General features: G+C 66.3%; 21 protein-coding genes. 1 reads left to right on the plus strand and 20 read right to left on the minus strand.

Annotated elements, in window-relative coordinates; all coding sequences use genetic code 11:
* Nucleotides 1-11: 11 nt before the first annotated feature.
* Nucleotides 12-866 carry a formate dehydrogenase accessory sulfurtransferase FdhD gene (fdhD, locus tag KVT39_RS32605; RefSeq protein WP_131947145.1) on the plus strand — a complete coding sequence of 285 codons (855 nt, stop codon included), beginning with the start codon at nt 12-14 and terminating at the stop codon, nt 864-866.
* Here fdhD and KVT39_RS32610 read toward each other — a convergent pair.
* From KVT39_RS32610 to ubiE, 20 genes are all read right to left on the minus strand, one after another.
* Nucleotides 851-2,026 carry a fatty acid desaturase gene (locus KVT39_RS32610; protein ID WP_217591005.1) on the minus strand — a complete coding sequence of 392 codons (1,176 nt, stop codon included), beginning with the start codon at nt 2,024-2,026 and terminating at the stop codon, nt 851-853. The two genes, fdhD and KVT39_RS32610, sit on opposite strands and share 16 nt — an antisense overlap.
* Before the next feature lie 95 nt (nt 2,027-2,121).
* On the minus strand, nt 2,122-2,454 hold the full coding sequence (gene cyoD, locus KVT39_RS32615) for a cytochrome o ubiquinol oxidase subunit IV (RefSeq protein ID WP_034178992.1): 333 nt from the start codon (nt 2,452-2,454) through the stop codon (nt 2,122-2,124).
* Nucleotides 2,455-3,066 carry a cytochrome o ubiquinol oxidase subunit III gene (cyoC, locus tag KVT39_RS32620; RefSeq protein WP_217591006.1) on the minus strand — a complete coding sequence of 204 codons (612 nt, stop codon included), beginning with the start codon at nt 3,064-3,066 and terminating at the stop codon, nt 2,455-2,457.
* Nucleotides 3,066-5,078: a cytochrome o ubiquinol oxidase subunit I gene (gene cyoB, locus KVT39_RS32625; RefSeq protein WP_175750279.1), complete on the minus strand. Its 2,013-nt coding sequence runs from the start codon at nt 5,076-5,078 to the stop codon at nt 3,066-3,068. Before cyoB ends, cyoC begins: the two co-directional genes overlap by 1 nt.
* A 3-nt stretch (nt 5,079-5,081) precedes the next feature.
* Nucleotides 5,082-5,972, minus strand: coding sequence for a ubiquinol oxidase subunit II (cyoA, locus tag KVT39_RS32630; protein WP_034178995.1), 891 nt, complete (start codon nt 5,970-5,972; stop codon nt 5,082-5,084).
* 561 nt (nt 5,973-6,533) lie between these two features.
* Nucleotides 6,534-7,301 carry an enoyl-CoA hydratase gene (locus KVT39_RS32635; RefSeq protein ID WP_131947142.1) on the minus strand — a complete coding sequence of 256 codons (768 nt, stop codon included), beginning with the start codon at nt 7,299-7,301 and terminating at the stop codon, nt 6,534-6,536.
* Between the two features lie 92 nt (nt 7,302-7,393).
* Nucleotides 7,394-8,593 (minus strand): acetyl-CoA C-acyltransferase, encoded by a 1,200-nt coding sequence (locus tag KVT39_RS32640; RefSeq protein ID WP_034178997.1) that lies wholly within the window; start codon nt 8,591-8,593, stop codon nt 7,394-7,396.
* 31 nt (nt 8,594-8,624) lie between these two features.
* On the minus strand, nt 8,625-11,060 hold the full coding sequence (locus tag KVT39_RS32645; RefSeq protein WP_034178998.1) for a 3-hydroxyacyl-CoA dehydrogenase/enoyl-CoA hydratase family protein: 2,436 nt from the start codon (nt 11,058-11,060) through the stop codon (nt 8,625-8,627).
* Nucleotides 11,061-11,173: 113 nt separating this feature from the next.
* On the minus strand, nt 11,174-12,961 hold the full coding sequence (locus KVT39_RS32650; RefSeq protein ID WP_034178999.1) for an acyl-CoA dehydrogenase C-terminal domain-containing protein: 1,788 nt from the start codon (nt 12,959-12,961) through the stop codon (nt 11,174-11,176).
* Between the two features lie 58 nt (nt 12,962-13,019).
* The gene (locus KVT39_RS32655) at nt 13,020-13,619 is read right to left on the minus strand and encodes a TetR/AcrR family transcriptional regulator (RefSeq protein ID WP_034179000.1); all 600 of its coding nucleotides are present in this window, start codon (nt 13,617-13,619) and stop codon (nt 13,020-13,022) included.
* 200 nt (nt 13,620-13,819) lie between these two features.
* Entirely contained in the window at nt 13,820-15,094 is a 1,275-nt protein-coding gene (gene clsB / locus KVT39_RS32660) for a cardiolipin synthase ClsB (protein WP_217591007.1), read from the minus strand.
* Entirely contained in the window at nt 15,091-15,585 is a 495-nt protein-coding gene (nudB, locus tag KVT39_RS32665) for a dihydroneopterin triphosphate diphosphatase (protein ID WP_034179429.1), read from the minus strand. Before nudB ends, clsB begins: the two co-directional genes overlap by 4 nt.
* Nucleotides 15,586-15,745: 160 nt before the next feature.
* Nucleotides 15,746-17,548, minus strand: a complete 1,803-nt coding sequence (gene aspS / locus KVT39_RS32670; protein ID WP_034179002.1) for an aspartate--tRNA ligase — start codon at nt 17,546-17,548, stop codon at nt 15,746-15,748.
* 67 nt (nt 17,549-17,615) lie between these two features.
* On the minus strand, nt 17,616-18,266 hold the full coding sequence (locus KVT39_RS32675) for a DUF502 domain-containing protein (protein ID WP_034179003.1): 651 nt from the start codon (nt 18,264-18,266) through the stop codon (nt 17,616-17,618).
* 61 nt (nt 18,267-18,327) lie between these two features.
* Nucleotides 18,328-18,678, minus strand: a complete 351-nt coding sequence (locus tag KVT39_RS32680) for an FmdB family zinc ribbon protein (RefSeq protein WP_131947138.1) — start codon at nt 18,676-18,678, stop codon at nt 18,328-18,330.
* A gap of 95 nt (nt 18,679-18,773) precedes the next feature.
* Nucleotides 18,774-19,400 carry an SAM-dependent methyltransferase gene (locus KVT39_RS32685; RefSeq protein ID WP_034179430.1) on the minus strand — a complete coding sequence of 209 codons (627 nt, stop codon included), beginning with the start codon at nt 19,398-19,400 and terminating at the stop codon, nt 18,774-18,776.
* 17 nt (nt 19,401-19,417) lie between these two features.
* Nucleotides 19,418-20,995, minus strand: a complete 1,578-nt coding sequence (gene ubiB, locus KVT39_RS32690) for a ubiquinone biosynthesis regulatory protein kinase UbiB (RefSeq protein WP_034179005.1) — start codon at nt 20,993-20,995, stop codon at nt 19,418-19,420.
* Between the two features lie 12 nt (nt 20,996-21,007).
* Complete coding sequence (locus tag KVT39_RS32695; protein ID WP_217591008.1) at nt 21,008-21,634, minus strand: SCP2 domain-containing protein; 627 nt, start codon at nt 21,632-21,634, stop codon at nt 21,008-21,010.
* 164 nt (nt 21,635-21,798) lie between these two features.
* A complete protein-coding gene (locus KVT39_RS32700) occupies nt 21,799-22,839 on the minus strand; it encodes a Tim44 domain-containing protein (protein WP_034179007.1) in 1,041 nt (346 codons plus the stop codon).
* 41 nt (nt 22,840-22,880) lie between these two features.
* The gene (gene ubiE, locus KVT39_RS32705) at nt 22,881-23,612 is read right to left on the minus strand and encodes a bifunctional demethylmenaquinone methyltransferase/2-methoxy-6-polyprenyl-1,4-benzoquinol methylase UbiE (RefSeq protein ID WP_072443509.1); all 732 of its coding nucleotides are present in this window, start codon (nt 23,610-23,612) and stop codon (nt 22,881-22,883) included.
* Nucleotides 23,613-23,657: the final 45 nt, after the last annotated feature.

Below are 23,657 nucleotides of genomic sequence, written 5' to 3' on the forward strand. Positions count from 1 at the left end.
AATCAACGGGAGTGCTCGTGAATCCGACCGAATCCGACGAACTGCGCGACGAACCGCACGCCGAACCGCGCGGCGCGATCGAGCTGTCCGTGCGCCGCACGCGCGGCGGCGCCGTCGAAACCGCGCACGACTACGTCGGCCAGGAATGGCCCGTCGCACTCGTCTTCAACGGCATCTCGCACGCGGTGATGATGTGCACGCCGTGCGATCTCGAAGCGTTCGCAGTCGGCTTCGCAATCTCGGAAGGGATCGTCGCGCGCGGCAGCGACATCAAGGACATCGAGGTGATCCTGCACGCCGACGCGCCGCTGCCGCATGCGGAAGTCCATCTGGAAGTCGTCCAGCAGGCATTCGCCGCGCTGAAGGACCGGCGCCGCGCGCTCGCGGGGCGCACCGGCTGCGGCGTATGCGGAATCGAAAGCATCGACCTGCTCGACCTCGCGCCCGAACGCGTGCCCGACACGGGCTTTCTCGCGCGCCTCGCGCCCGACGCGCTGGCGCGCGCGGCACATGCGCTGCCGGCCCACCAGGCGCTCACGCAGCTCACGGGCGGCCTGCATGCGGCCGCATGGTGCGACGCAACAGGCGCGATCCGGATCGCGTTCGAGGACGTCGGCCGCCACAACGCGCTGGACAAGCTGATCGGCTCGCTCGTGCTGTCGCGCGCCGACGCGACCGACGGCTTCGTGTTCCTGTCGAGCCGCGCGAGCTACGAGCTCGTGCGCAAGGCCGCACGGGTCGGCATCCCGATGGTCGCAACCATCTCCGCGCCGTCGTCGCTCGCGATCGAGATCGCAAAGGCGGCCGGTTTGCGGCTCGTCAGCTTCTGCCGCGAAACCGGCCACGTGGATTACGGCACCGCGTGAGCGCTCGCGGCGGGCACCTTGCCCGCCGGTTCGGGAACCGCGCCCGGCAGTTCGTCCGCGGCGGCCGGCGGGAGCGCGTCGCATGCCGCGTCGCTCGTCCGGTTTCCGAGGTAGTCCGTCCAGAGCTTGCGGTCGGTGTCATAGAGCTTGCAGCGGCGGGCCGTGTCGAAATACCAGCGCCAGCTGAAGCGCTGCACGACGATCCGCCCGGGCAGCATGTCCTCCAGTTTCGCCTGCGCGGGCTTGAGCCGGTACAGCGGCACGCTCATGTCGACGTGATGCGCCGTGTGCTCCATGATGTGGTGCAGCAGGCCGCCGATACCGAACGGGAACGTCAGGTGCAGCGTGGTCGACACGAACGGCGCGGCATTCGACCATTCCGCGCGGTTCGCATGCCACGCGATGCGCGGGTCGGTGTGATGGACATACACGACGAAGCCGATCATCGAGCACCAGAACAGGAACGGCACGAGCACAGCGGTTGCGAGCAGCAGCGCGATGGGTTGCCCTGTCGCGATCGCCACCCAGACGACGGCGGCGATCCACACGGCCGCGAAGCCCGTCACCAGCAGGCAGTCGCGCCGGAATACGGGCCGCGACGCACCGACATAGGTCCTGGTCGGGAAATACATCCGCAGCCACCAGATCTCGACGAGGTAGTAAACCCCCGGCGCCCAGCCGCTTCGGTAGACGCGATCCAGCAAGCGGCGCACCGGCGACAGCGCGGCGTATTCCGCCGGCGTATGCGGCGCCCATACGAAGTCAAAGCCCTTCAGGTTCGTATAACCGTGGTGCACGACGTTGTGCCCGACTTCCCACAGGCTGTATGGCGTCAGCGACGGCAGGAATGCGATGCGGCCGAGCCAGCGGTTCAGCCGGCGATCGGGCGTCAGGCTCTGGTGACACGCGTCGTGCCCGATGATGAAGAGCCGCCCGGTGATGAAGCCGGCGGCCATCCCGCAGACGATCTTGCCGATGATCGACGGAATCAGCAGCGCGCCGGCGAACGCCGCGAACAGCAGCAGGTAGTCGAGCACGAGCAGCGCGATCGGGCGCACGATCTCGCGCGTGGCGAACGGCACGAGCCACGCGCGGATGACCTTGCGATGCGGGATCGGCTCGTCGGCACGAACCGGGGTCTGGGAATCGTTGTTGATCATGATGCGCAAAGGCGCGCGAACCGCACGCCCGAAAGGAACAAGGCCGTGCTGCGGGCACGGCGCGGAAGGGCGGGCCAAACCACGGCCCGGGCCGGTTAACGCGACATCATGTTCATGCTGACGTTGTGCATCACCCACAGCGTCCCGAAGATCAGGATCAGCGCGGTGAGCACCGTGTAGCTGAACGCCATCACGTTCCAGCGCTGGCTGGACGACGTGTTCATGTGCAGGAAGCACACGAGGTGCACGAGAATCTGCACGAACGCGAGCACCGCGAGCGCGATGAGCGCCGCCCTCGGCGCCAGCACGCCGCCCGTCACGAGGCCGAACGACGCGGCCGTCAGCAGCACCGACAGCACGAAACCGACGACGTAGCCGCCGGCCGTGCCGTGCGCTTCATCGTGGTGGATGAGTTCCGAATGAGCCATTTAGATCACGCCCGCGAGATAGACGAAGGAGAACACGCAGATCCAGACGATGTCGAGGAAGTGCCAGAAGAGGCTCAGGCAGGTGAGGCGCCGGAAGTCGCGTTCCGTCATGCCGGGGCCACGCGCGATCTGCACGACGAGCACGGCCATCCACAACAGGCCCACCGCCACGTGCAATCCGTGCGTGCCGACCAGCGCGAAGAACGCCGACAGGAACGCGCTGCGCTGCGGGCCCGCGCCTTCCGCGATCAGGTGCGAGAACTCGCGCAGTTCCATCGCGAGAAACGCAGCGCCGAGCACGAACGTCACCGCAAGCCAGACGAACACGGTGCCGCGCTGGCGGCGCTGCGCGCCGAGCATCGCGAAGCCGTACGTGATGCTGGACAGCAGCAGCGCGGCGGTCTCGAGCGCGACACCCGGGATATCGAACAGGTCCTTCGCGGTCGGCCCGCCCGCAAACTGGTGGCCGAGCACCGCGAATGTCGCAAACAGCGACGCGAAGATCACGCAGTCGGTCATCAGGTACAGCCAGAAGCCGAACACCGAATGCGACGGCGGATGGTGGTGCGCCGCCGGTTGATGGCCGACGCCCGCGAGAGATTGATAGGACATCAGTTCGCCTCCAGTTCGGCTTGCGGCGCCGGCGTGCCGATCCGCACGCCCGCGCGTTGTTCCTCGATCGTGCGGACGGTATCCGCCGGAATGTAATAGCCGTCGTTGTCCTGTGCGCTGTACAGCACCACCGTCGCGACGATGCCGACGAGCGCGGCAATCGCGAGCCACCAGATGTGCCAGACGAGTGCGAAGCCGAGCATCAGGCTGAAGAGGCCGACGAAGAAGCCCGCACTCGTGTTCGACGGCATGTGGATGTCCTGGTACCTGACGTTCTTGCCGAGGCCGAGCCCGAGGCCCTTCGCCTTGCGATACGCGAGCTCGTCGAGTTCATGAACGTTCGGGATCACCGCGAAGTTGTAGACGGCGGGCGGCGAATTCGTCGCCCATTCGAGCGTGCGGCCGTTCCACGGATCGCCCGTCGCATCGCGATACTGCGGCTGGTTGCGATTGCGCCAGCCGACCCACACCGATGCGACCTGGCACAGCACGCCGAGCGCGATCAGCGCGACGCCGAACGCGGCGGCGACCAGCCACGGATGCCAGGCCGGGTTGTCGTAGTGGTTGAGCCGCCGCGTCATGCCCATGAAGCCGAGCACGTACAGCGGCACGAACGACGCGTAGAAGCCGAGGAACCAGCACCAGAACGCGCGCTTGCCGAACTTCTCGTCGAGCCGGAAACCGAACACCTTCGGGAACCAGTAATGCACGCCCGCGAAGTAGCCGAACACGACGCCGCCGATGATCGCGTTGTGGAAGTGCGCGATCAGGAACAGGCTGTTGTGCAGCACGAAGTCCGCGCCGGGAATCGCCATCATCACGCCGGTCATGCCGCCGAGCGTGAACGTGACCATGAAACCGATCGTCCACAGCACGGGCGCCGTGAATTCGATGCGTCCGCGGTACATCGTAAACAGCCAGTTGAAGATCTTCACGCCGGTCGGAATCGCGATGACCATCGTCATGATGCCGAAAAACGCGTTGACGTCCGCACCGGAACCCATCGTGAAGAAGTGGTGCAACCACACGAGGAACGCGAGCACCATGATCACGCACGATGCATAGACCATCGTCCGGTAGCCGAACAACGGCTTCTTCGCGAACGTGGCGATGACTTCCGAATAGATGCCGAACGCGGGCAGCACGAGGATGTACACCTCCGGATGCCCCCATGCCCAGATCAGGTTCAGGTACAGCATCGCGTTGCCGCCGGCATCGTTCGTGAAGAAGTGCATGTCGAGGTAGCGGTCGAGGCCCAGCAGCGCGAGCGCGACCGTCAGGATCGGGAACGTGGCCATGATCAGCACGTTCGAGCACAGCGCGGTCCACGTGAACACCGGCATCTTCATCAACGTCATGCCCGGCGCGCGCATCTTGATGATCGTCACGAAAAAGTTGATCGCCGTGATCAGCGTGCCGACGCCCGAGATCTGCAGCGCCCACAGGTAGTAGTCGACGCCGACGCCCGGGCTGAACTGCAGCTCCGACAGCGGCGGATACGCGAGCCAGCCCGTCTGCGCGAATTCGCCGATCACGAGCGAGATGTTCATCAGGATCGCGGCCATCGCCGTCATCCAGAAGCTCAGCGAGTTCAGGAACGGGAACGCGACGTCGCGCGCGCCGATCTGCAGCGGCACGATCAGGTTGAAGAACGCGACCAGCAGCGCCATCGCCATGAAGAAGATCATGATCACGCCGTGCGCGGTGAAGACCTGGTCGTAGTGATGCGGCGGCAGGTAGCCGGGGCCGTTGTACGCGAGCGCGAGCTGCACGCGCATCATCACGGCGTCCGCGAAGCCGCGCAGCAGCATCAGCACCGCGACGACCAGGTACATCACGCCGATCTTCTTGTGATCGACGGACGTCAGCCATTCGCTCCACAGCCATTTCCATCGGCCGGTGACCGTCAGCGCGGCGACGATGCCCAGCACGACGAGCCCCATGAAGGCGCTCGCCCCCATGATGATGGGCTGGTCGAACGGGATCGCCGATAGTGTGAGTTTGCCGAACATGCGTTACCCCTTCGTCGTGCAGGCGGCGTCCTTCGGGTCGAGGGCGTGGCCGTTGTTGTATTTCGCGATGATGTTGTGAAAGAGCTTCGGATCCACCGACGAGAAGTAGCGTACGGGCGCCTTCTCGCTCGGCTGTGCGACCGCGCCGTATGCGGTCATGTCGAGCCGGTCGGACGACGCCTTCACCTTCCGCACCCACGCGTCGAACTGCTCGCGCGGCTCCGCGAGCGTGCGGAACTTCATGTCGGAGAAGCCGCGGCCGCTGTAGTTGGCGGACACGCCCGCGTAGCTGCCCGCCTCGTCGGCGATCAGATGCAGGCGCGTCTGCATGCCGGCCATCGCATAGACCTGGCTGCCGAGCTGCGGGATGAAGAACGAGTTCATCACCGAGTCCGACGTGATGCGGAAATTCACCGGCGTGCCGACCGGAATCGCGAGCTGGTTGACCGACGCGATGCCGAGCTCCGGATAGATGAACAGCCATTTCCAGTCGAGCGCGACAACCTCGACATCGATCGGCTTCACCGACGATTCGAGCGGCTTGTACGGGTCGAGCTCGTGCGTCGTCCGCCACGTGAGGATGCCGAGGAACAGGATGATCAGCGTCGGCACCGTCCAGATCACGACTTCGATCGCGGTCGAGTGCGACCAGTTCGGCGCGTAGGTTGCGTTGCGGTTCGACGCGCGGTAGCGCCACGCGAAGTAAAGCGTCAGCAGGATCACCGGCACGACGACGATCAGCATCGCCCACGTCGCCGTCGCGATCAGCGATTTCTCGGCGACGCCCACCGCGCCCTTCGGATCGAGCACGTGAAGGTCGCTGCAGCCGGCGAGTGCCGCCAGCAGCCCGATGGCGGGCGCCGCACGCGCTCCGCCGGTGATTCGTCCGATCATTGTTCGTTCGCCTGATTGTCGTTGAGAAGAGCCGGCCGTATGCCGTCATCGCGCGACGCATCCGGCCGCGGCGACCTGTGCGCGAACTGTACGGAAAATTGCCGCAGTGCAACTTGACGGCGGACAAGCTTTGCCGAGGTGAGCCGGAACCGCCCCGAGCGGGGCGAATCGGGACGCCGGCACCCGTGCACGATTGCCGGCGATGGCCTATGGCGCAACGGATCGGGGGCCGGCGCTCAAGCCCCGCGGATGGCGGGCGGCAATGGCGAAACGGGAAAGATGACGGCGCCGCACCGCGACACGAGAGACGCCGGCCGCGGCATCACGCCACGCCATCGTCGACACCGACGCGCGTTGCGAGTGCAGTACGGCAGCAGAACGGCGCAGGGGAACGCGGAACGCCGCGCGAACGCGCAGCGGCGCAGGTTCGAGCCGACGCGTCGATTGACGCATCGGCCGTGAAGACCGAACGCAAGCCGCGCGGTCGGCGGCTCGCGGGGGCTAGCGTGGCCGCCTCGGACGGCGAAGGAATCCGGGGCGGCAAAGCACGTGTGCCCGGTGTCAGTCGAACTGACGGAAATCCGGCTTGCGCTTCTCGAAGAACGCCGTCATCGCTTCGCGCGCTTCCGGCGCGCGCAGCATCGCGGAGAAATGGCCCGCCTCTTCGGCCATCCGCGCGGCGGTCGCCACGCCGCCCGTATCCTTCAGCAGCGCCTTCGTCACGCGCAGCGACGACGCCGGCAGCGCCGCGAGCTTCGCCGCCTGCTTCGCCGCGAACGCGTCGAGCTCGGCGGCCGGCAGCACGCGGTTGACGATGCCGATCCGGTGCGCTTCCAGCGCATCGAACGCCTCGCCGAGCAGCAGCTTCTCCGCGGCGACCTGATGGCCGGCCAGGCGCGGCAGCAGCGCGCTCGATGCGGCTTCCGGGCACAGCCCGAGCTGCGCGAACGGCAGCGAGAACGTCGCGGTGTCGGCCGCGTACACGAGATCGCAGTGCAGCAGCATCGTCACGCCGACGCCGACCGCGATGCCCGGCACCGCGGCGACGATCGGCTTCGGTGCACCACTGATCCGCGCGAGAAACTGGAACACCGGCGCGTTCTCGTCCTTCGGCGGCGCCTTCAGGAAATCCTCGAGATCGTTCCCCGAGCTGAAATTGCCGTCGCCGCCGCGCAGCAGGATCACGCGGACCGCCTTGTCTTCCTGCGCTTCGGCGAGTGCGTCGGCCATCGTCTGGTACATCGCCGCCGTCAGCGCGTTCTTCTTCGCCGGGCGCGCGATCGTGATCGTCATCACGCCATCGGCGCGTTCCACTTGAATTTCGGCCACAACCGTCTCCTTTGACTTTCCTCTATCGGAATGAAAAAACGGTGCGCGAGCTCGTGGCCCGCGCACCGTCGTCGCTTTTCGTCGCGTCCCGCTTACAGGCGTTCGATGATGCCCGCCGCGCCCATGCCGGTGCCGACGCACATCGTGACCATCCCGTACTTCAGGTTGCGGCGGCGCAGGCCGTGCACGACGGTCGCCGCGCGGATCGCGCCGGTCGCGCCGAGCGGGTGGCCGAGCGCGATCGCGCCGCCCAACGGGTTGACCTTCGACGGGTCGAGGCCGAGATCGCGGATCACCGCCAGCGATTGCGCGGCGAACGCCTCGTTCAGCTCGATCCAGTCGAGATCGTCCTGCTTCAGGCCCGCGGCCTTCAGCGCGGCCGGAATCGCTTCCTTCGGACCGATGCCCATGATTTCCGGCGGCACGCCGCGCACCGCGAAGCTCACGAAGCGCGCGAGCGGCGTCAGGTTGAATTCCTTGAGCACCTTCTCCGACACGACGAGCAGCGCGCCCGCGCCGTCCGACGTCTGCGAGCTGTTGCCGGCCGTGACCGAGCCCTTGTTCGCGAACACCGTGCGCAGCTTCGCGAGGCCTTCGAGCGACGTATCCGCGCGCGGGCCTTCGTCGAGCGCGATCTCGCGCGTCTTCACGTCGACTTCGCCGGTCGCGAGGTTCGGGAAACGCTCGGTGAGCGTGTATGCGGCGATCTCGTCGTTGAACTCGCCGGCCTGCTGCGCGGCGAGCGCCTTGCGGTGCGACTCGACCGAGAACGCGTCCTGGTCTTCGCGGCTCACCTTCCACTGGTCGGCGACACGCTCGGCCGTCAGGCCCATCCCGTACGCGATGCCGAAGTCTTCGTTGCGATCGAAGATGTGCGGCGACATCGACGGCTTGTTGCCCATCATCGGCACCATGCTCATCGATTCGCAGCCGCCCGCGAGCAGCGCGTCCGACTCGCCGACGCGGATGCGGTCCGCCGCCATCGCGAGCGCCGTGATGCCCGACGCGCAGAAGCGGTTGACCGTCACGCCGCCGACCGTCTGCGGCAGGCCCGCGAGCAGCGCGCCCATCCGCGCGACGTTCAGGCCCTGCTCGGCTTCCGGAATCGCGCAGCCGATGATCGCGTCCTCGATCAGCTTCGTGTCGAAGCCGGGCACCTGCGCGACCGCCGACCTGATCGCGTGGACCAGCAGCTCGTCCGGGCGCGTGTTCTTGAATACACCGCGCGGGGCCTTGCCGATCGGCGTGCGGCTGGCGGCGACGATGTATGCGTCTTGCAATTGTTTGCTCATTTCAGACTCCTTGTCCGCTCTGTCCGCTCGCTCAGTTACGCACCGGCTTGCCGGTCTGCAACATGCCCATGATCCGTTCCTGCGTCTTCTGCGTGCCGAGCAGCTCGACGAACGCACGGCGCTCGAGCGCGAGCAGCCACTGCTCGTCGACGAGGCTGCCGGCTTCGACGTCGCCGCCGCACACCGCTTCGGCGATGCGGCTCGCGATCAGATAGTCGTGCTCGCTGATGAAGCGGCCGTCACGCATGTTGACGAGCGATGCCTTGATCGTCGCGATCGCCGAGCGGCCCGCGACCGGCACGTCCTTCGCCCGCAGCGGTGCGCGGTAGCCGCTTGCGGCCAGTGCGCGCGCTTCCTTCTTCGCGGTGTCGAGCAGTTCGAACACGTTGAAGATGATCGTGTCGGACGGCTTCAGGTAGCCCATCGCACGCGCATCGTGCGCGGACGCCGACACCTTCGCCATCGCCGCGTTCTCGAACGACTTCGTGACGAACTTCAGGATGTCGGTGGTCGCGTTCGCGGCCGTGGCGGCATCCGCCGCGCGCAGCGCGGCTTCCTTCAGGCCGCCGCCCGCCGGCACGAGGCCGACACCCACTTCGACGAGACCGATGTAGCTCTCGACGTGCACGACGCGCTTCGCGCTGTGCAGCATCAGCTCGCACCCGCCGCCGAGCGCGATGCCCGACACGGCTGCAACGACCGGCACGTTCGCGTACTTCACGCGCAGCATGCCTTCCTGGAACTTCTTCACGAACGGCTCGATGCCCTTCGCGCCGCCCATCATGAACGCGGGCATCGCCTCTTCGAGGTTCGCACCGGCCGAGAACGGGCCGCCCGGCGTGCCGAGCTTCAGCGACGTCGGCTGCCAGATCACCACGCCCTTGTAGTCCTTCTCCGCGAGTTCGATCGCCTGCACGAGGCCGTCGATCACGCTCGGTCCGATCGTGTTCATCTTCGACTTGAACGACACGATCACGACGTCGTCCTCGCCCGCACGGTCGTCGACCCAGGCGCGCACCGCGTCGGTTTCGAACAGCGTCTTGCCGTACGTCTTCGGATCGGCACCGGTTTCGCCGAGCAGCGGCGCACGGAACACCTGCTTGCCGTAGACCGCGAGGTCCGAGCGCGGCACGAAGCGCTGCGCCGCCGGCGCCCACGAGCCTTCGGCCGTGTGCACGCCGCCCTGCTCGGCGACCGGGCCGTCGAGCACCCACGACGGCAGCGGCACGTTCGCGAGCGCCTTGCCGGCCGCGATGTCTTCCTGCACCCACTCGGCGACCTGCTTCCAGCCGGCAGCCTGCCAGCCTTCGAACGGGCCTTCGTTCCAGCCGAAGCCCCAGCGGATCGCGAGGTCGACGTCGCGCGCGTTGTCGGCGATCGACTCGAGATGCACGCCGATGTAGTGGAACACGTCGCGGAAGATCGACCACAGGAACTGCGCGTGCGGATGGTCCGTCTCGCGCAGCAGCTTCAGGCGCTCGGCCGGCGGACGCTTCAGGATGCGGCCGACGGTTTCGTCAGCCTTCGCGCCCGAATCGACGTAGGTGCCCGTCTTCGCGTCGAGCACCTTGATCGCCTTGCCTTCCTTCTTGTAGAAGCCGCCGCCCGTCTTCTGGCCGAGCGCGCCCTGCTTCACCAGTTCGGCGAGCACGGCAGGCGTCTGGTAGACCGGGAAGAACGGATCGTCGGCGAGGTTGTCCTGCATCGTCTTGATCACGTGCGCCATCGTGTCGAGGCCGACCACGTCCGCGGTGCGGAACGTCGCCGACTTCGCGCGGCCGAGGCGGCTGCCCGTCAGGTCGTCGACTTCGTCGAAGCGCAGGCCGAACTTCGCGGCCTCGGTGATCACCGCGAGGATCGAGAAGATGCCGACGCGGTTCGCGATGAAGTTCGGCGTGTCCTTCGCGCGCACGACGCCCTTGCCGACGATGCTCGTCAGGAACGTCTCGAGCTGGTCGAGGATCTCCGGGCGCGTATGCGCGGTCGGGATCAGCTCGACGAGGTGCATGTAGCGCGGCGGGTTGAAGAAGTGCACGCCGCAGAAGCGCGCCTTCAGCTCGTCCGAGAAACCTTCGGACAACTTCGTGATCGACAGGCCCGACGTGTTGGTCGCGAAGATCGCGTTCGGCGCGATGTGCGGCGCGACCTTCTTGTACAGGTCGTGCTTCCAGTCCATCCGCTCGGCGATCGCCTCGATCACGACGTCGCATTCGGCCAGCTTCGCGATGTCGTCTTCGTAGTTCGCCGCCTCGAGATACTTTGCGTCGTCCTTCACGCCGAACGGCGCGGGCGACAGCTTCTTCAGGTTCTCGATCGCCTTCAGCGCGATCGCGTTTTTCGGGCCTTCCTTGGCCGGCAGGTCGAACAGCAGCACCGGCACGCGCGCGTTGATGAGGTGCGCGGCGATCTGCGCGCCCATCACGCCGGCGCCCAGCACGGCGACCTTGCGAATCAGGAAATTGCTCACGGGATGTCTCCGGATAGTGTCGTGCAGCGCGGAATGTGAGGGCTGCACGGAGAAGTGAGTACCAGGAACCGTTGCGTTCGGGCGGTACGCATCGCACACCGCCCAGACTCGCGTCAGAACAGCGATTCGTCGACTTCCATCAGCGTCTTCGAGCCGGCGCGCGCGGCGCGGATCGTCGACGCCGTTTCGGGCAGCAGGCGCGCGAAGTAGAAGCGGGCCGTCGCGAGCTTCGACTTGTAGAACGGATCGCCCGACGCTTCGTTGTCGAGTGCGATGCGCGCCATCCGCGCCCAGAAGTACGAGAACACCAGGTGGCCGACGGTGCGCAGGTACGGCACGGCTGCAGCACCGACTTCGTCGGGGTTCTGCATCGCCTTCATGCCGATTTCCATCGTCAGCTTCTGCACCTTGTCGCCGATGTCGGCGAGCGGGTTGATGAACTCGGCCATTTCCGGCTTCACGCCTTCGGCTTCCGCGAATTCCGTGACGAGCTTGCCGAACTTCTTCAGCTTCGCGCCCATGTCGCCGAGCACCTTGCGGCCCAGCAGGTCGAGCGACTGGATCGAGTTCGTGCCTTCGTAGATCATGTTGATCCGCGCGTCGCGCACGTATTGCTCCATGCCCCACTCGGAGATGAAGCCGTGGCCGCCGTAGATCTGCATCGCGTGGTTCGTGCACTCGAACGCGTTGTCGGTCAGGAACGCCTTGATGATCGGCGTGAGCAGCGCGACGAGGTCGGCCGCTTCCTTGCGCACCGCTTCGTCGGCATGCGACAGCTCCTTGTCGATCTGCAGCGCGGACCAGTACGTGAACGCGCGCGCGCCTTCCGCGTACGCCTTCTGCGTGAGCAGCATGCGGCGCACGTCCGGGTGCACGATGATCGGGTCGGCCGGCTTGTCCGGTGCCTTCGGGCCCGTCAGCGAGCGCATCTGCAGGCGCTCCTTCGCATACGCGAGCGAGTTCTGGTACGCGACTTCCGTGAGGCCGAGGCCCTGCGCGCCGACGCCGAGGCGGGCCGCGTTCATCATCACGAACATCGCGTTCAAGCCCTTGTTCGGCTCGCCGACCATCCAGCCCTTCGCGTTGTCGAGGTTCATCACGCAGGTCGAGTTGCCGTGGATGCCCATCTTGTGCTCGATCGAGCCGCACTTGATGCCGTTGCGCTCGCCCGGCTCGCCCGCTGCATCGGGGATGAACTTCGGCACGATGAACAGCGAGATGCCCTTCGTGCCCTGCGGCGCGTCCGGCAGGCGCGCGAGCACGAGGTGGACGATGTTCTCGGCCATGTCGTGTTCGCCGCTCGAGATGAAGATCTTCGTGCCGCTGATCGAGTAGGAGCCGTCGCCGTTCGGTTCGGCCTTGGTGCGCAGGATGCCGAGGTCGGTGCCGCAGTGCGGCTCGGTCAGGCACATCGTGCCGGTCCATTCGCCCGTCACGAGCTTCGGCAGGTAGGTCTTTTGCAGTTCCGGTGCGCCGTGTGCGTGCAGGCATTCGTACGCGCCGTGCGACAGGCCCGGATACATCGTCCATGCCTGGTTCGCCGAGTTCATCATCTCGTAGAGCGCGTTGTTCACGAACGCGGGCAGGCCCTGGCCGCCGTAGTCCGGATCGCAGCCGAGCGCCGGCCAGCCGGCCTCGACGTATTGCCGGTAGGCTTCCTTGAAGCCGGTCGGGGTCTTCACGACGCCGTCGCCTTCATACGTGCAGCCTTCGCGGTCGCCGACTTGGTTCAGCGGGAACAGCACCTCGGAGCAGAACTTGCCCGCCTCCTCGAGGACCTGGTTGATCGTGTCGGCGTCGAGGTCCGCATGCTTGGGCATTTGCTTGACTTCGGCTTCGACGTTCAGAAGCTCGTGCAACACGAATTGCATGTCGCGCAGCGGCGCGGCGTACTGTCCCATGACTCTCTCCAAAGGTGGGCAAAACGGCTCGAGCTCCTGGCGGGCGGATCACGCGCCGCTAACGGCTCTCGCTCTGATACGAAACAATCGTCTTTTCCAGCGCGGCCCACGTGAGGCGCACGGCATCCGGCGAATGCAGGAAACGTGCGTCGTGATGCAGGCCGAGCGTGAAGCTGTACAACTCGAAGAGCATCAGGTCCGGATCGGTATCCGTGCGCAGATGCCCCTCTTCCATCGCCTGCGAAATGGCGCGCAGCAACGCGGCACGCCAGGCGGTCACGCTCGCGATCAACTGCTCGCGTACGGGGCTGTCCGGCCGGTCGTCGTACTCCACTGCGCCGCTGATATAGATGCATCCAGTCGTCACCTCCTGGATGCGCTTCTCGATCCAGCGCGCCAGCATCGCCCGCAGACGCGGCAGACCGCGCGCTTCGCGCAGGCTCGGAAAGAACACCTCGTTTTCGAAACGATGGTGATACTCGCGGACGACCTCGACCTGCAGGTCCTCGCGCGATCCGAAGTGCGCGAACACGCCACTCTTGCTCATCTGCATGCGCTCGGCCAGCAGGCCGATCGTCAGCCCCTCCAGCCCGTCACGGCTGGCGAGGTCCAAAGCAGCTTCAAGTATCGCGGCACGCGTCTGTTCGCCTTTTCGCATAGCTATTTCTGTAACCGTTCGGGGGTTCGAATAAAATCGAACGGCCGTACTATTATTGAGTGCGGCCGCTCGCGAAACAAGGAAATTATTAGAAACCGGTGTCTAACCGAGCCGCTATTTTGCGCGATTCCGGCGGGACCGGAGCGGCTTTTCCGCACGAACGTGCGGATAGATTTTTTGAAGCGAACGCTTAGTCCGCGTCAGTCGTAACTGCCGACCGTCAGCGCCTTCATCACGACGCGATACACGGTATAGGCGAGCCAGTTCAGCATACGCTCGACGCGCGGGCGCGCGGCGAATCGCGCGGCGTCGATCTCCCGGCCGTCGGCGAACGCGGCCGCGATCGCGTCGCGCAGTTCGTTCGTGACCGAATCGTAGCGCACCAGCACGACGTTCGCCTCATTGTTCAGCATCAGGCTCAGCGCGTCCAGATTCGACGAGCCGACCGTCGCCCAGTTGTCGTCGATCACGGCCACCTTGCCGTGCAGCATCGTCTTGTCGTATTCGGCAACGCGCACGCCGGCGCGCAGCAGCGTGTGATAGAGGAACGGCACGGCCGTATCGAGCGCCGCGAACTCCTTGCGGCCGATCAGGATCCGCACGTCGACGCCGCGTCGCGCGGCGCCCGTCAGCGCACGGCGCAGCTTGCGGCCGGGCATGAAATACGGATTCGCGACCAGGATCCGCTGGCGCGCCTGGCCGATCGCCGCGAGATAGGCCTTCTCGATCGCGCGGCGGTTCACGACGTTGTCGCGCGCGACGAACGCGACGCTCGGCTCCGTCACGACCCGCAGCGCGCCGGCCTTGATCCACCGGTGGCTGCGTATCCAGCGCCGGAACATGTCGGGGAACGCTTCGCCGCCATGCAGCCCGGCCGCGTACTGTGCGTACGGCTTGTGACCGAACAGGATCCGGTGCCACTGCAGCTCGAACGCGGCGCGCACGTCGGATACTGCCGGCCCCGCCATCTCGACCGCGAAATCCCAGCGCGGAAACGGCAGCGTCGTGCCGTTTTGCGCGTAGTCGTCGATGATGTTGATGCCGCCGCAGAACGCGGCCGCGTGATCGATCACCGCGAGCTTGCGGTGCGTACGCGAGAAGCCGAAGCGGCCGAACAGGAAACGGTTGTAGATGCAGTGCTCGACGCCGGCCTCTGCCCACGTGTCGAACAGCGGCAGGCGCGCGGTGCCGACGCCGTCGGTGATCACGCGCACGCGCACGCCGCGCTGCGCCGCGCGGATCAGCGCATCCGATACCGGCCGGCCGGCCGCATCGTCGCAGAAGATATAGGTTTCGAGCATCACCTGCTCGCGCGCGGCATCGATCCGCTCGATCAGTGCCCGGAAGAATTCGCCGCCGCCCTCGCACAACCGCACCGTGTTGCCCGCCGTGAACGCGAGCCGCGACGCCGAGCCGCGTTCCTGCAGGAACATCTGCCGCAATTGCGCGAAGCGCTTGCGAGCCTCCGCAGTCATGCGGACGAGCCGTGCGGCGTGCGCGCGAGCGCGACGCGCACGGGCAATTGCAGGATCGCCTCGGCGTTCGACGGCGAGAAGCAGCGCGCGGCCGCCTCGCGGAACGGCAGCCACGCGTGATCCACATGCTCGCGCGGCGACAGCGTCACGTCGACGCGACGCGGCACGCACAGGCCGAACCAGTGCTCGGTGTTGCGCGTGACGCCCGGTGCGTAGCGGTGCAGGTATTGCGGATAGATCGTGTATTCGATCCGGTGACGCCAGTCGACCAGCGCGGTGGCCGGCACGTCCGGCGTGCCGACCGAGATACCGGTTTCCTCGGCCACTTCGCGCGCGGCCGTGACCGCGAGCGGCTCGTCGAGCGCGTCCTTCGATCCGGTCACCGATTGCCAGAAATCGGGCTGGTCGGCACGCTTGATCACCAGCACATCGAGGTCGGGCGTGTAGATCACGACGAGAACGGATTCGGGGATTTTCGGCGGCTTCGTCATCTTGGTTTCATGCGGCACGGGGCCGCGCGCCGGGCATGTGCTCCGAACGTGCGGCAAGTGCTGCGACTGTACCGCAAAAACTGAAAAAGGCGCATCGCTGCGCCTTTTTCAGGTGCGTCGTGTGCGCGTCGCCGCACACACGACCGGGTGCGAAAACGCGTTACGCCTTCGGCTGTTCCGGCTGACGCAGACGGATGTGCAGTTCGCGCAGCTGACGCTCGTCGACCGGGCTCGGTGCCTGCGTGAGCAGATCCTGCGCACGCTGCGTCTTCGGGAACGCGATCACGTCGCGGATCGAGTCGGCGCCGGCCATCATCGTGACGATGCGGTCGAGGCCGAACGCGATACCGCCGTGCGGCGGCGCGCCGTACTGCAGTGCGTCCAGCAGGAAGCCGAACTTCAGCTGAGCCTCTTCCGCACCGATCTTCAGCGCGCGGAACACCTTGCTCTGCACTTCCTCGCGATGGATACGCACCGAGCCGCCACCGATTTCCCAGCCGTTCAGCACCATGTCGTATGCCTTCGCGAGGCAGCGGCCCGGGTCGGTCTCGAGGTACTCGAGGTGCTCGTCCTTCGGGCTCGTGAACGGGTGGTGCGCAGCGACGTAGCGCGCATCTTCGTCGTCGTATTCGAACATCGGGAAATCGACGACCCACAGCGGCTTCCAGCCGGCCTGGACGAGGCCGTTCGCCTTGCCGAATTCCGAATGGCCGATCTTCAGGCGCAGCGCGCCGAGGCTGTCGTTGACGACCTTCGCGCGGTCGGCCGCGAAGAAGATGATGTCGCCGTCTTCAGCGCCGGTACGCTCGAGGATCGCCGCGATCGACGCGTCGTGCAGGTTCTTGACGATCGGGCTCTGCAGGCCGTCGCGGCCCTTCGCCTTCTCGTTGACCTTGATCCATGCGAGGCCCTTCGCGCCGTAGATGCGCACGAATTCCGTGTAGCCGTCGATGTCGCCGCGCGACAGCTCGCCGCCCTTCGGCACGCGCAGCGCCGCGACCCGGCCGTCCTTCGCGTTGGCCGGCGTGCTGAACACCTTGAAGTCGACGTCCTTCATCGCGTCGGTCAGCTCGGTGAATTCGAGCTGCACGCGCAGGTCCGGCTTGTCCGAACCGAAACGCGCCATCGCTTCCGAGTACGGCATCACCGGGAAGGTCGCGTCGAGTTCGACGTCGATCGTCGTCTTGAAGATGTGACGGATCATGTCCTCGAACAGGTCACGGATTTCCTGCTCGCCGAGGAACGACGTCTCGCAGTCGATCTGCGTGAATTCCGGCTGACGGTCGGCACGGAGATCTTCGTCGCGGAAGCACTTGGTGATCTGGTAGTAACGGTCGAAGTTCGCGACCATCAGCAGCTGCTTGAACAGCTGCGGCGACTGCGGCAGCGCGAAGAACTGGCCCGCGTTCACGCGCGACGGCACGAGGTAGTCGCGCGCGCCTTCCGGCGTGCTCTTCGTCAGCATCGGCGTTTCGATGTCGATGAAGCCCTGCTCGTCGAGGTACTTGCGCGCCTCGATCGCGACGCGGTAGCGCAGGCGCAGGTTGTGCTGCATCTGCGGACGGCGCAGGTCGAGCACGCGGTGCGTGAGACGCGTCGTTTCCGACAGGTTGTCGTCGTCGAGCTGGAACGGCGGCGTGACCGACGCGTTCAGCACGTTCAGTTCGTGGCACAGCACTTCGATCTTGCCGCTCTTCAGGCCGGCGTTGACCGTGCCGTCCGGACGGTTGCGCACGAGGCCCTTGATCTGCACGCAGAACTCGTTGCGCACGCCTTCGGCGGTCGCGAACATCTCCGCGCGATCCGGGTCGCACACCACCTGCACGAGGCCTTCACGATCGCGCAGGTCGATGAAGATCACACCGCCGTGATCGCGGCGGCGCTGCACCCAGCCGCACAGCGACACGGTTTGGCCCAGCAGGTGTTCGGTCACGAGACCGCAGTATTCAGTACGCATCGACATGATGTTTGCTTTCGTTCGGTTTGATCAACGGGTGCCGCAACGCGCGGCCCGGGCGATGATTCTTTACTTACAGCGGCGGCTCGACGGGGCGGCGGGCGGGCGCCGGAGCCGGCGCCGGGGGCGCCACGACGCCCATCGAGACGATGTACTTCAGCGCGGCATCGACCGACATGTCGAGTTCGATGACTTCGCTCTTCGGCAGCATCAGGAAGAAGCCCGACGTCGGGTTCGGCGTCGTCGGGATATACACGCTCACGTATTCTTCCGTCAGATGATTGAGCACGTCGCCGCCGGGCGTGCCGGTCAGAAACGCGATCGTATACGAGCCGCGGCGCGGGTATTCGATCAGCAGCGCCTTGCGAAACGCGTTGCCGCTGCTCGACAGCAGCGTGTCCGACACCTGCTTGACGCTCGTGTAGATCGGCCCGACCACCGGGATGTGGCGCACGACCGCGTTCCACCAGGTGACGAGCTTCTGGCCGATGAAATTCCGCGTGGCCAGCCCGACGATGAAGATGAACGCGAGCGTCAGCACCGCGCCGATCCCCGGCAGGTGGAAGCCGAGCAGCCGCTCGGGCTGCCACGATTCGGGCAGCAGGAGCAGCGTCTGGTCCATCGTGCCGATGATGAGACCGAGCACCCACAGCGTGATCGCGAGCGGGACGAGAACCAGCAGGCCGGTCAGAAACACCGATTTCAGGGTCGTCTTTTTCATCATCTGCCGTCAATGAACCGCGCCGTCGGCGCGGGGTGGTCGCGGCCCGGCCGGGCCGCGACGGTCAACTGCTGGCGGCGGCGGGCGCTGCGGCCGGGGCCGGCGCGGCGCTCGTCGTCGTGCTTTCGGAACTGCTCGATGCAGCCGGCGCGTCCGCTGCGGGCGCGGCCGCCGCAGCGGCTGCCGGCGCCGCGTCGCCCGACGCCGACGCCGGTGCGCTGGTGCCGCCCGAACCGCCGCGGAAATCGGTGACATACCAACCCGAACCCTTCAGCTGGAAGCCCGCGGCAGTCACCTGCTTGCGAAACGCATCCTTCCCGCATTCCGGGCACTGCGACAGCGGCGCGTCGCTCATCTTCTGGAGCACGTCCTTCGCGAAACCACACGCTTCGCATCGATAGGCGTAGATCGGCATGATATTTTTCCCGCGGAAACTGGAAACGGCTTGCAAAACCTTGAATTATAGCCGAAACCTCGGCGCGCTCCGGCAACGGCCGTGACGCCCGCGCATCAGCGGCGGCGCCACGTGAGCCAGCGCTCGTGCCCTTCGAACACCGGCAGCGAATCGGTCACGGGCAAATCCTCGATCAGTTCGAAGTGCGGCGCGAGCAGCGCGTCGAGTTCGGCACGCTCGATCCCGAACGGCGGCCCTTTCGGTTTCGCCGTCAGGAAGAAATAGCCGGCCAGCAATCCGCCTGCCGGCAGCAGCTCGGCCATCCGTGCCGCATAGTCGGCGCGCAGGCTCGGCGGCAGCGCGCACAGGAACGCACGCTCGTACACCCACTGCACGTCGAACGGCGGCCGGTACGCGAAGAAATCGGCCTGCTCGACGACGTCCGCATGCGCGCCGAGCCGCGCCTTCGCGGCAGCCACCGCCTGCGCGGCGAAATCGATCGCGCGCACGGGCCAGCCGGCCTGCGCGAGCCACCCGGCCTCCTGCGCACTGCCGCAGCCGGGAATCAGCACCGCGCACGGCTCGAGCCGGTGCGCGAACACGCGAAAGCCGTCCGGCACGCCGCCGAATTCCCACGGCGTCACGCCGCGCTCGAAACGCTCGTCCCAGAACGATGCGTTGCCGGGGTCGCGCGTCGCGAAATCGGCGGCCGCCGGTGCGGCCGGTTGCTTCGGATCGGACATCGCGCTGCTCCTTTCGGTCATGCGCCGTACGCGAGCGCCAGCAGCACGCGCGCGACGAGCGCCCCGACGCCGACGGCGAGGCCGAAGATCAGCAGCGCCTGCAGCAGCCGGTTCGTACGCTTCTGCTCGACGAGGACCTGACGCATCAGGTCCTCGCTCGCGGCACGCGGCGCGTCATGGCGCGCCGCCATCGCGTGATGGATCAGGCGCGGCAGTTGCGGCAGCGTCTTGCTCCACTGCGGCGCCTCGACCTTGAAACGCTCGTACCAGCCGCGCAGGCCGATCTGCTCGGTCATCCAGCGCTCGAGGTAAGGCTTCGCGGTCTTCCACAGGTCGAGTTCGGGGTCGAGCGAGCGGCCGAGCCCCTCGACGTTCAGCATGGTCTTCTGCAGCAGCACGAGCTGCGGCTGGATCTCGACGTTGAAGCGGCGCGACGTCGAGAACAGGCGCATCAGCACCTGGCCGAGCGAGATGTCCTTCAGCGCACGGTCGAAATACGGCTCGCACACCGCGCGGATCGCGCTTTCGAGCTCCTCGACGCGCGTCTCGGGCGGCACCCAGCCCGATTCGAGGTGGAGCGTCGCGACGCGGTGGTAGTCGCGCTTGAAGAACGCGAGGAAGTTCTGCGCGAGGTAGTTCTTGTCGAAATCGGACAGCGCGCCGACGATCCCGAAATCGAGCGCGATGTAGCGACCGAACGTGTTCGGGTCGAGGCTCACCTGGATGTTGCCGGGGTGCATGTCCGCATGGAAGAAGCCGTCGCGGAACACCTGCGTGAAGAAGATCTCGACGCCTTCGCGCGCGAGCTTCTTGATGTCGACGCCGGCCGAGCGCAGCGTCTCGACCTGGCTGATCGGCACGCCGGTCATGCGCTCCATCACGAGCACCTGCGACGTCGAGAAATCCCAGAACATCTCGGGCACGAGCAGCAGGTCGAGGCCCGCGAAATTGCGGCGCAGCTGGCTGCCGTTCGCGGCCTCGCGCATCAGGTCGAGCTCGTCGTGCAGGTACTTGTCGAATTCGGCGACGACCTCGCGCGGCTTCAGGCGCCGGCCGTCGGCCCACATGCGCTCGGTCCAGATCGCGATGTCGCGCATCAGCGCGAGATCCGAATCGATCACGGACAGCATGTTCGGGCGCAGCACCTTCACGGCGACGGCCTTGCCCGCGTGCACGCCCTGCTTGAGCTTCGCGAAATGCACCTGCGCGATCGACGCGCTCGCGATCGGCTCGCGCTCGAATTCGTCGAACAGCTCGTCGACCGGCGCACCGAGCGACTTCTCGATGATCGCGATCGCGACCGCCGAATCGAACGGCGGCACCTGGTCCTGCAGCTTCGCGAGTTCGTTCGCGAAATCGACCGACAGCAGGTCGCGGCGCGTCGACAGCACCTGGCCGAACTTCACGAAGATCGGGCCGAGGCTTTCGAGCGCGTGACGCAGCCGCACGGCGGGCGGATCGGAATAGCGGCGGCCGATCGTCGTGATCCGCAGCAGCAGCTTCACGCGCCGGTCGTCGATCCGGGACAGCATCACTTCGTCGAGGCCAAAGCGGATGACGGTGTAGACAATCTTGATGAAACGGAAAATGCGCATGCCCTGCGGCCCTCAGTGCGCGCCGCGCGGGCCTGAACCCGTGCGCGCGCCGATTTTTTGTTCGAGTCGCTCGACCCGCTTTTCGACCCGCGCGAGCGCATCGCGTGCGCGCGCCAGTTCGGCGTCGAAGCCGCCGAGCGCCGTGCGCCGGACGACTTGCGGATTCTCGTCGAGCCAGTACTCGGCGACGGAATCGAGCACGTTGCGGCCGGTACGTCGCGCGCGTGCGCCGGCATCGCGCACGACCGTCGCGATCCGGTGTGCCGCCGCGTCGCCGACCAGCTTCGCGAGATCTTCTTCCGGTTCCCAGCGCAGGTGCTCGGCAAGCTTCGCGATCTGCGTCGCGAACTCCGCATCGCCGTCGATCTTCACGTGCTTCATCACGGCCGCCTGGCCGCCCTGCAGGAACGCGGCGAGCGTGCCGCCCGCGAGTGCGATCGACACGTCGACCTGTTGCGCATCGTGCGCGTCGACAGCCGACAGATAGCCGTCGGGCTGCACCAGCAGCGTGAGCGTGACGGGGGGCACGTCGATCCGGGCAGTCTTGCCCGCATACGGAATCAGGCGGTCGCGCGCCCACGATTCGCGCGCGAGCAGGTGATTGACAGCAGCAGCAAAAGGCTTGGCGGCAAAGGTCATCGGGCTGGGAAAGAAAAAACCCGCGCAGGCCGGGCGCCCACGCGGGTTTCTATTGTAACGTCGGATCGTCGGCAGACCGTGCCCGACCGTACAGCCGGGCGGCAAGCGGTCGCAGTGCAGCGGCGCTCGCCCGGGCATCCGGCGGCGCGGGCCGCCGGTCACGCTCAGTGCGTGTTGAGTTGCTGGATGCCCGCGAGCAGCCAGCCCTGACTGCCCGACTTCGACAGGTTCCACACTTCGTCGAACGGCGCGGCCGACGCATTCGCCGATTCGCGGATCAGGCCGTGGAAGCGCACGCTCGCCGACTGCTCGATGCCGCGATCCTCGATCGCGACCAGTTCCGCGTCGAGCTGCACGACGTCGGTCTGGTTCGACTCGTTGCCGCGCGAATCGAGGTCGATCTTGATCTCGGCGAACATTTCGGGCGTCGTGAACTCGCGGATGTCGGCCAGGTTGCCCTGGTCCCACGCAGCCTGCAGGCGCACGAAATAGACCTTCGCGCTGCGCAGGAACGCTTCGGTGTCGAAGCCGGCCGGCACCTGGAGCGGTGCGGCCGAGGCCATCGCACCCGCCGCCGCGCCGGCAGCCGCGGCACCGCCGCCGAACACGCCCTGCGCTTCGTTCGCGTAGCTGCTGCCGCTGCCCGCCTGATTGCTGCCGGTGTTGCCCTGCTGGAACGACGGGCTTTGCGAGTAGCCGCCCGACGACGATGCCGAACCGCCGACCGAATACGCCGGCTCCTGCGAGCGACGGCGGTTCATGAACTTGCGTACCAGCCAGATGCCGATCATCGCGAGCAGCGCGATCACGATGATGTTCGACATCATGCCGGCAAATGCTTCGCCGAGACCGAAGTGCGACAGCAGCGCCGCGATGCCGAGACCGGCCGCGAGGCCGGCGATCGGCCCGAGCCAGCGCGAGCGGTTGGGCTGCGCGGCCGGCGCGGGCGCGGCCGGGTTCGCACGTTGCGCCTGCGACGGCGCGGCCTGCTGCATCGGCTGCTGCGCGGGCGGCGTGGCCTGGCGCTGCGTGACGGTGGAATTCTGGCGGCCGATGCTGCGCCCGCCACCCATGCGCCGGGCTTCGGCGTCGAGCGACGCGAACGTGCCGGCCGTGAGCAGGCCGACCATCAGCAGCGTGCCGACCCGTCGAGCCCACGGCTTCGACGGCTTGCTACGGTTGAACAACGAACGCGATTCGGACATCACTTTCTCCAGATGTAAGACAAATGTATGGGAAGAACCCCTTAGTACTTGGTTCCCATATGTAAAGCTACCACGCCACCTGACAAATTGTAATATTTGACGGCATCGAGGCCCGCTTGTTCCATCATCGTCTTCAGCGTGTCCTGATCGGGGTGCATCCGGATAGATTCAGCAAGATACCGATAACTTTCAGCATCTTTCGCGAACTTGTCGCCAAGCCACGGTAATACTTTGAAAGAATACAGATCGTACGCTTTTTTCAGCGGATCCCAGACTTTCGAGAATTCCAGCACCATCACGCGGCCCCCGGGCTTCGTCACGCGGCGCATTTCCGCCAGCGCGGCGTCCTTGTGCGTCATGTTGCGCAGCCCGAACGCGACCGTGACGACATCGAAGTAGTTGTCCGGAAAGGGAGTTTTCTCCGCGTCGCACAGCAGCGACGGCGTCACGATGCCCTTGTCGAGCAGCCGGTCGCGGCCGACGCGCAGCATCGATTCGTTGATGTCCGTGTGCCAGACTTCGCCCGTCGGCCCGGCCGCCTTCGCGAACGACTTGGTCAGGTCGCCGGTGCCGGCCGCGATATCGAGCACCTTGAAGCCGGGGCGCACGTTCGCCTGCGCGATCGTGAACGCCTTCCACGCGCGGTGCATGCCCGCCGACATCAGGTCGTTCATCAGATCGTAGTTGCTCGCGACCGAATGGAACACACCCGCCACTTTCTTCGCTTTTTCGTTTTCCTCGACGCTTTCGAAGCCGAAGTGGGTTTTGCTCATCGCGTTGATCCTCAGTAAATGGCAAGACGGCGCCGAGCGGGCGCC

The sequence above is a fragment of the Burkholderia sp. GbtcB21 genome (assembly GCF_019091065.1).
Taxonomy (GTDB): Bacteria; Pseudomonadota; Gammaproteobacteria; order Burkholderiales; family Burkholderiaceae; genus Burkholderia; species Burkholderia pyrrocinia_C.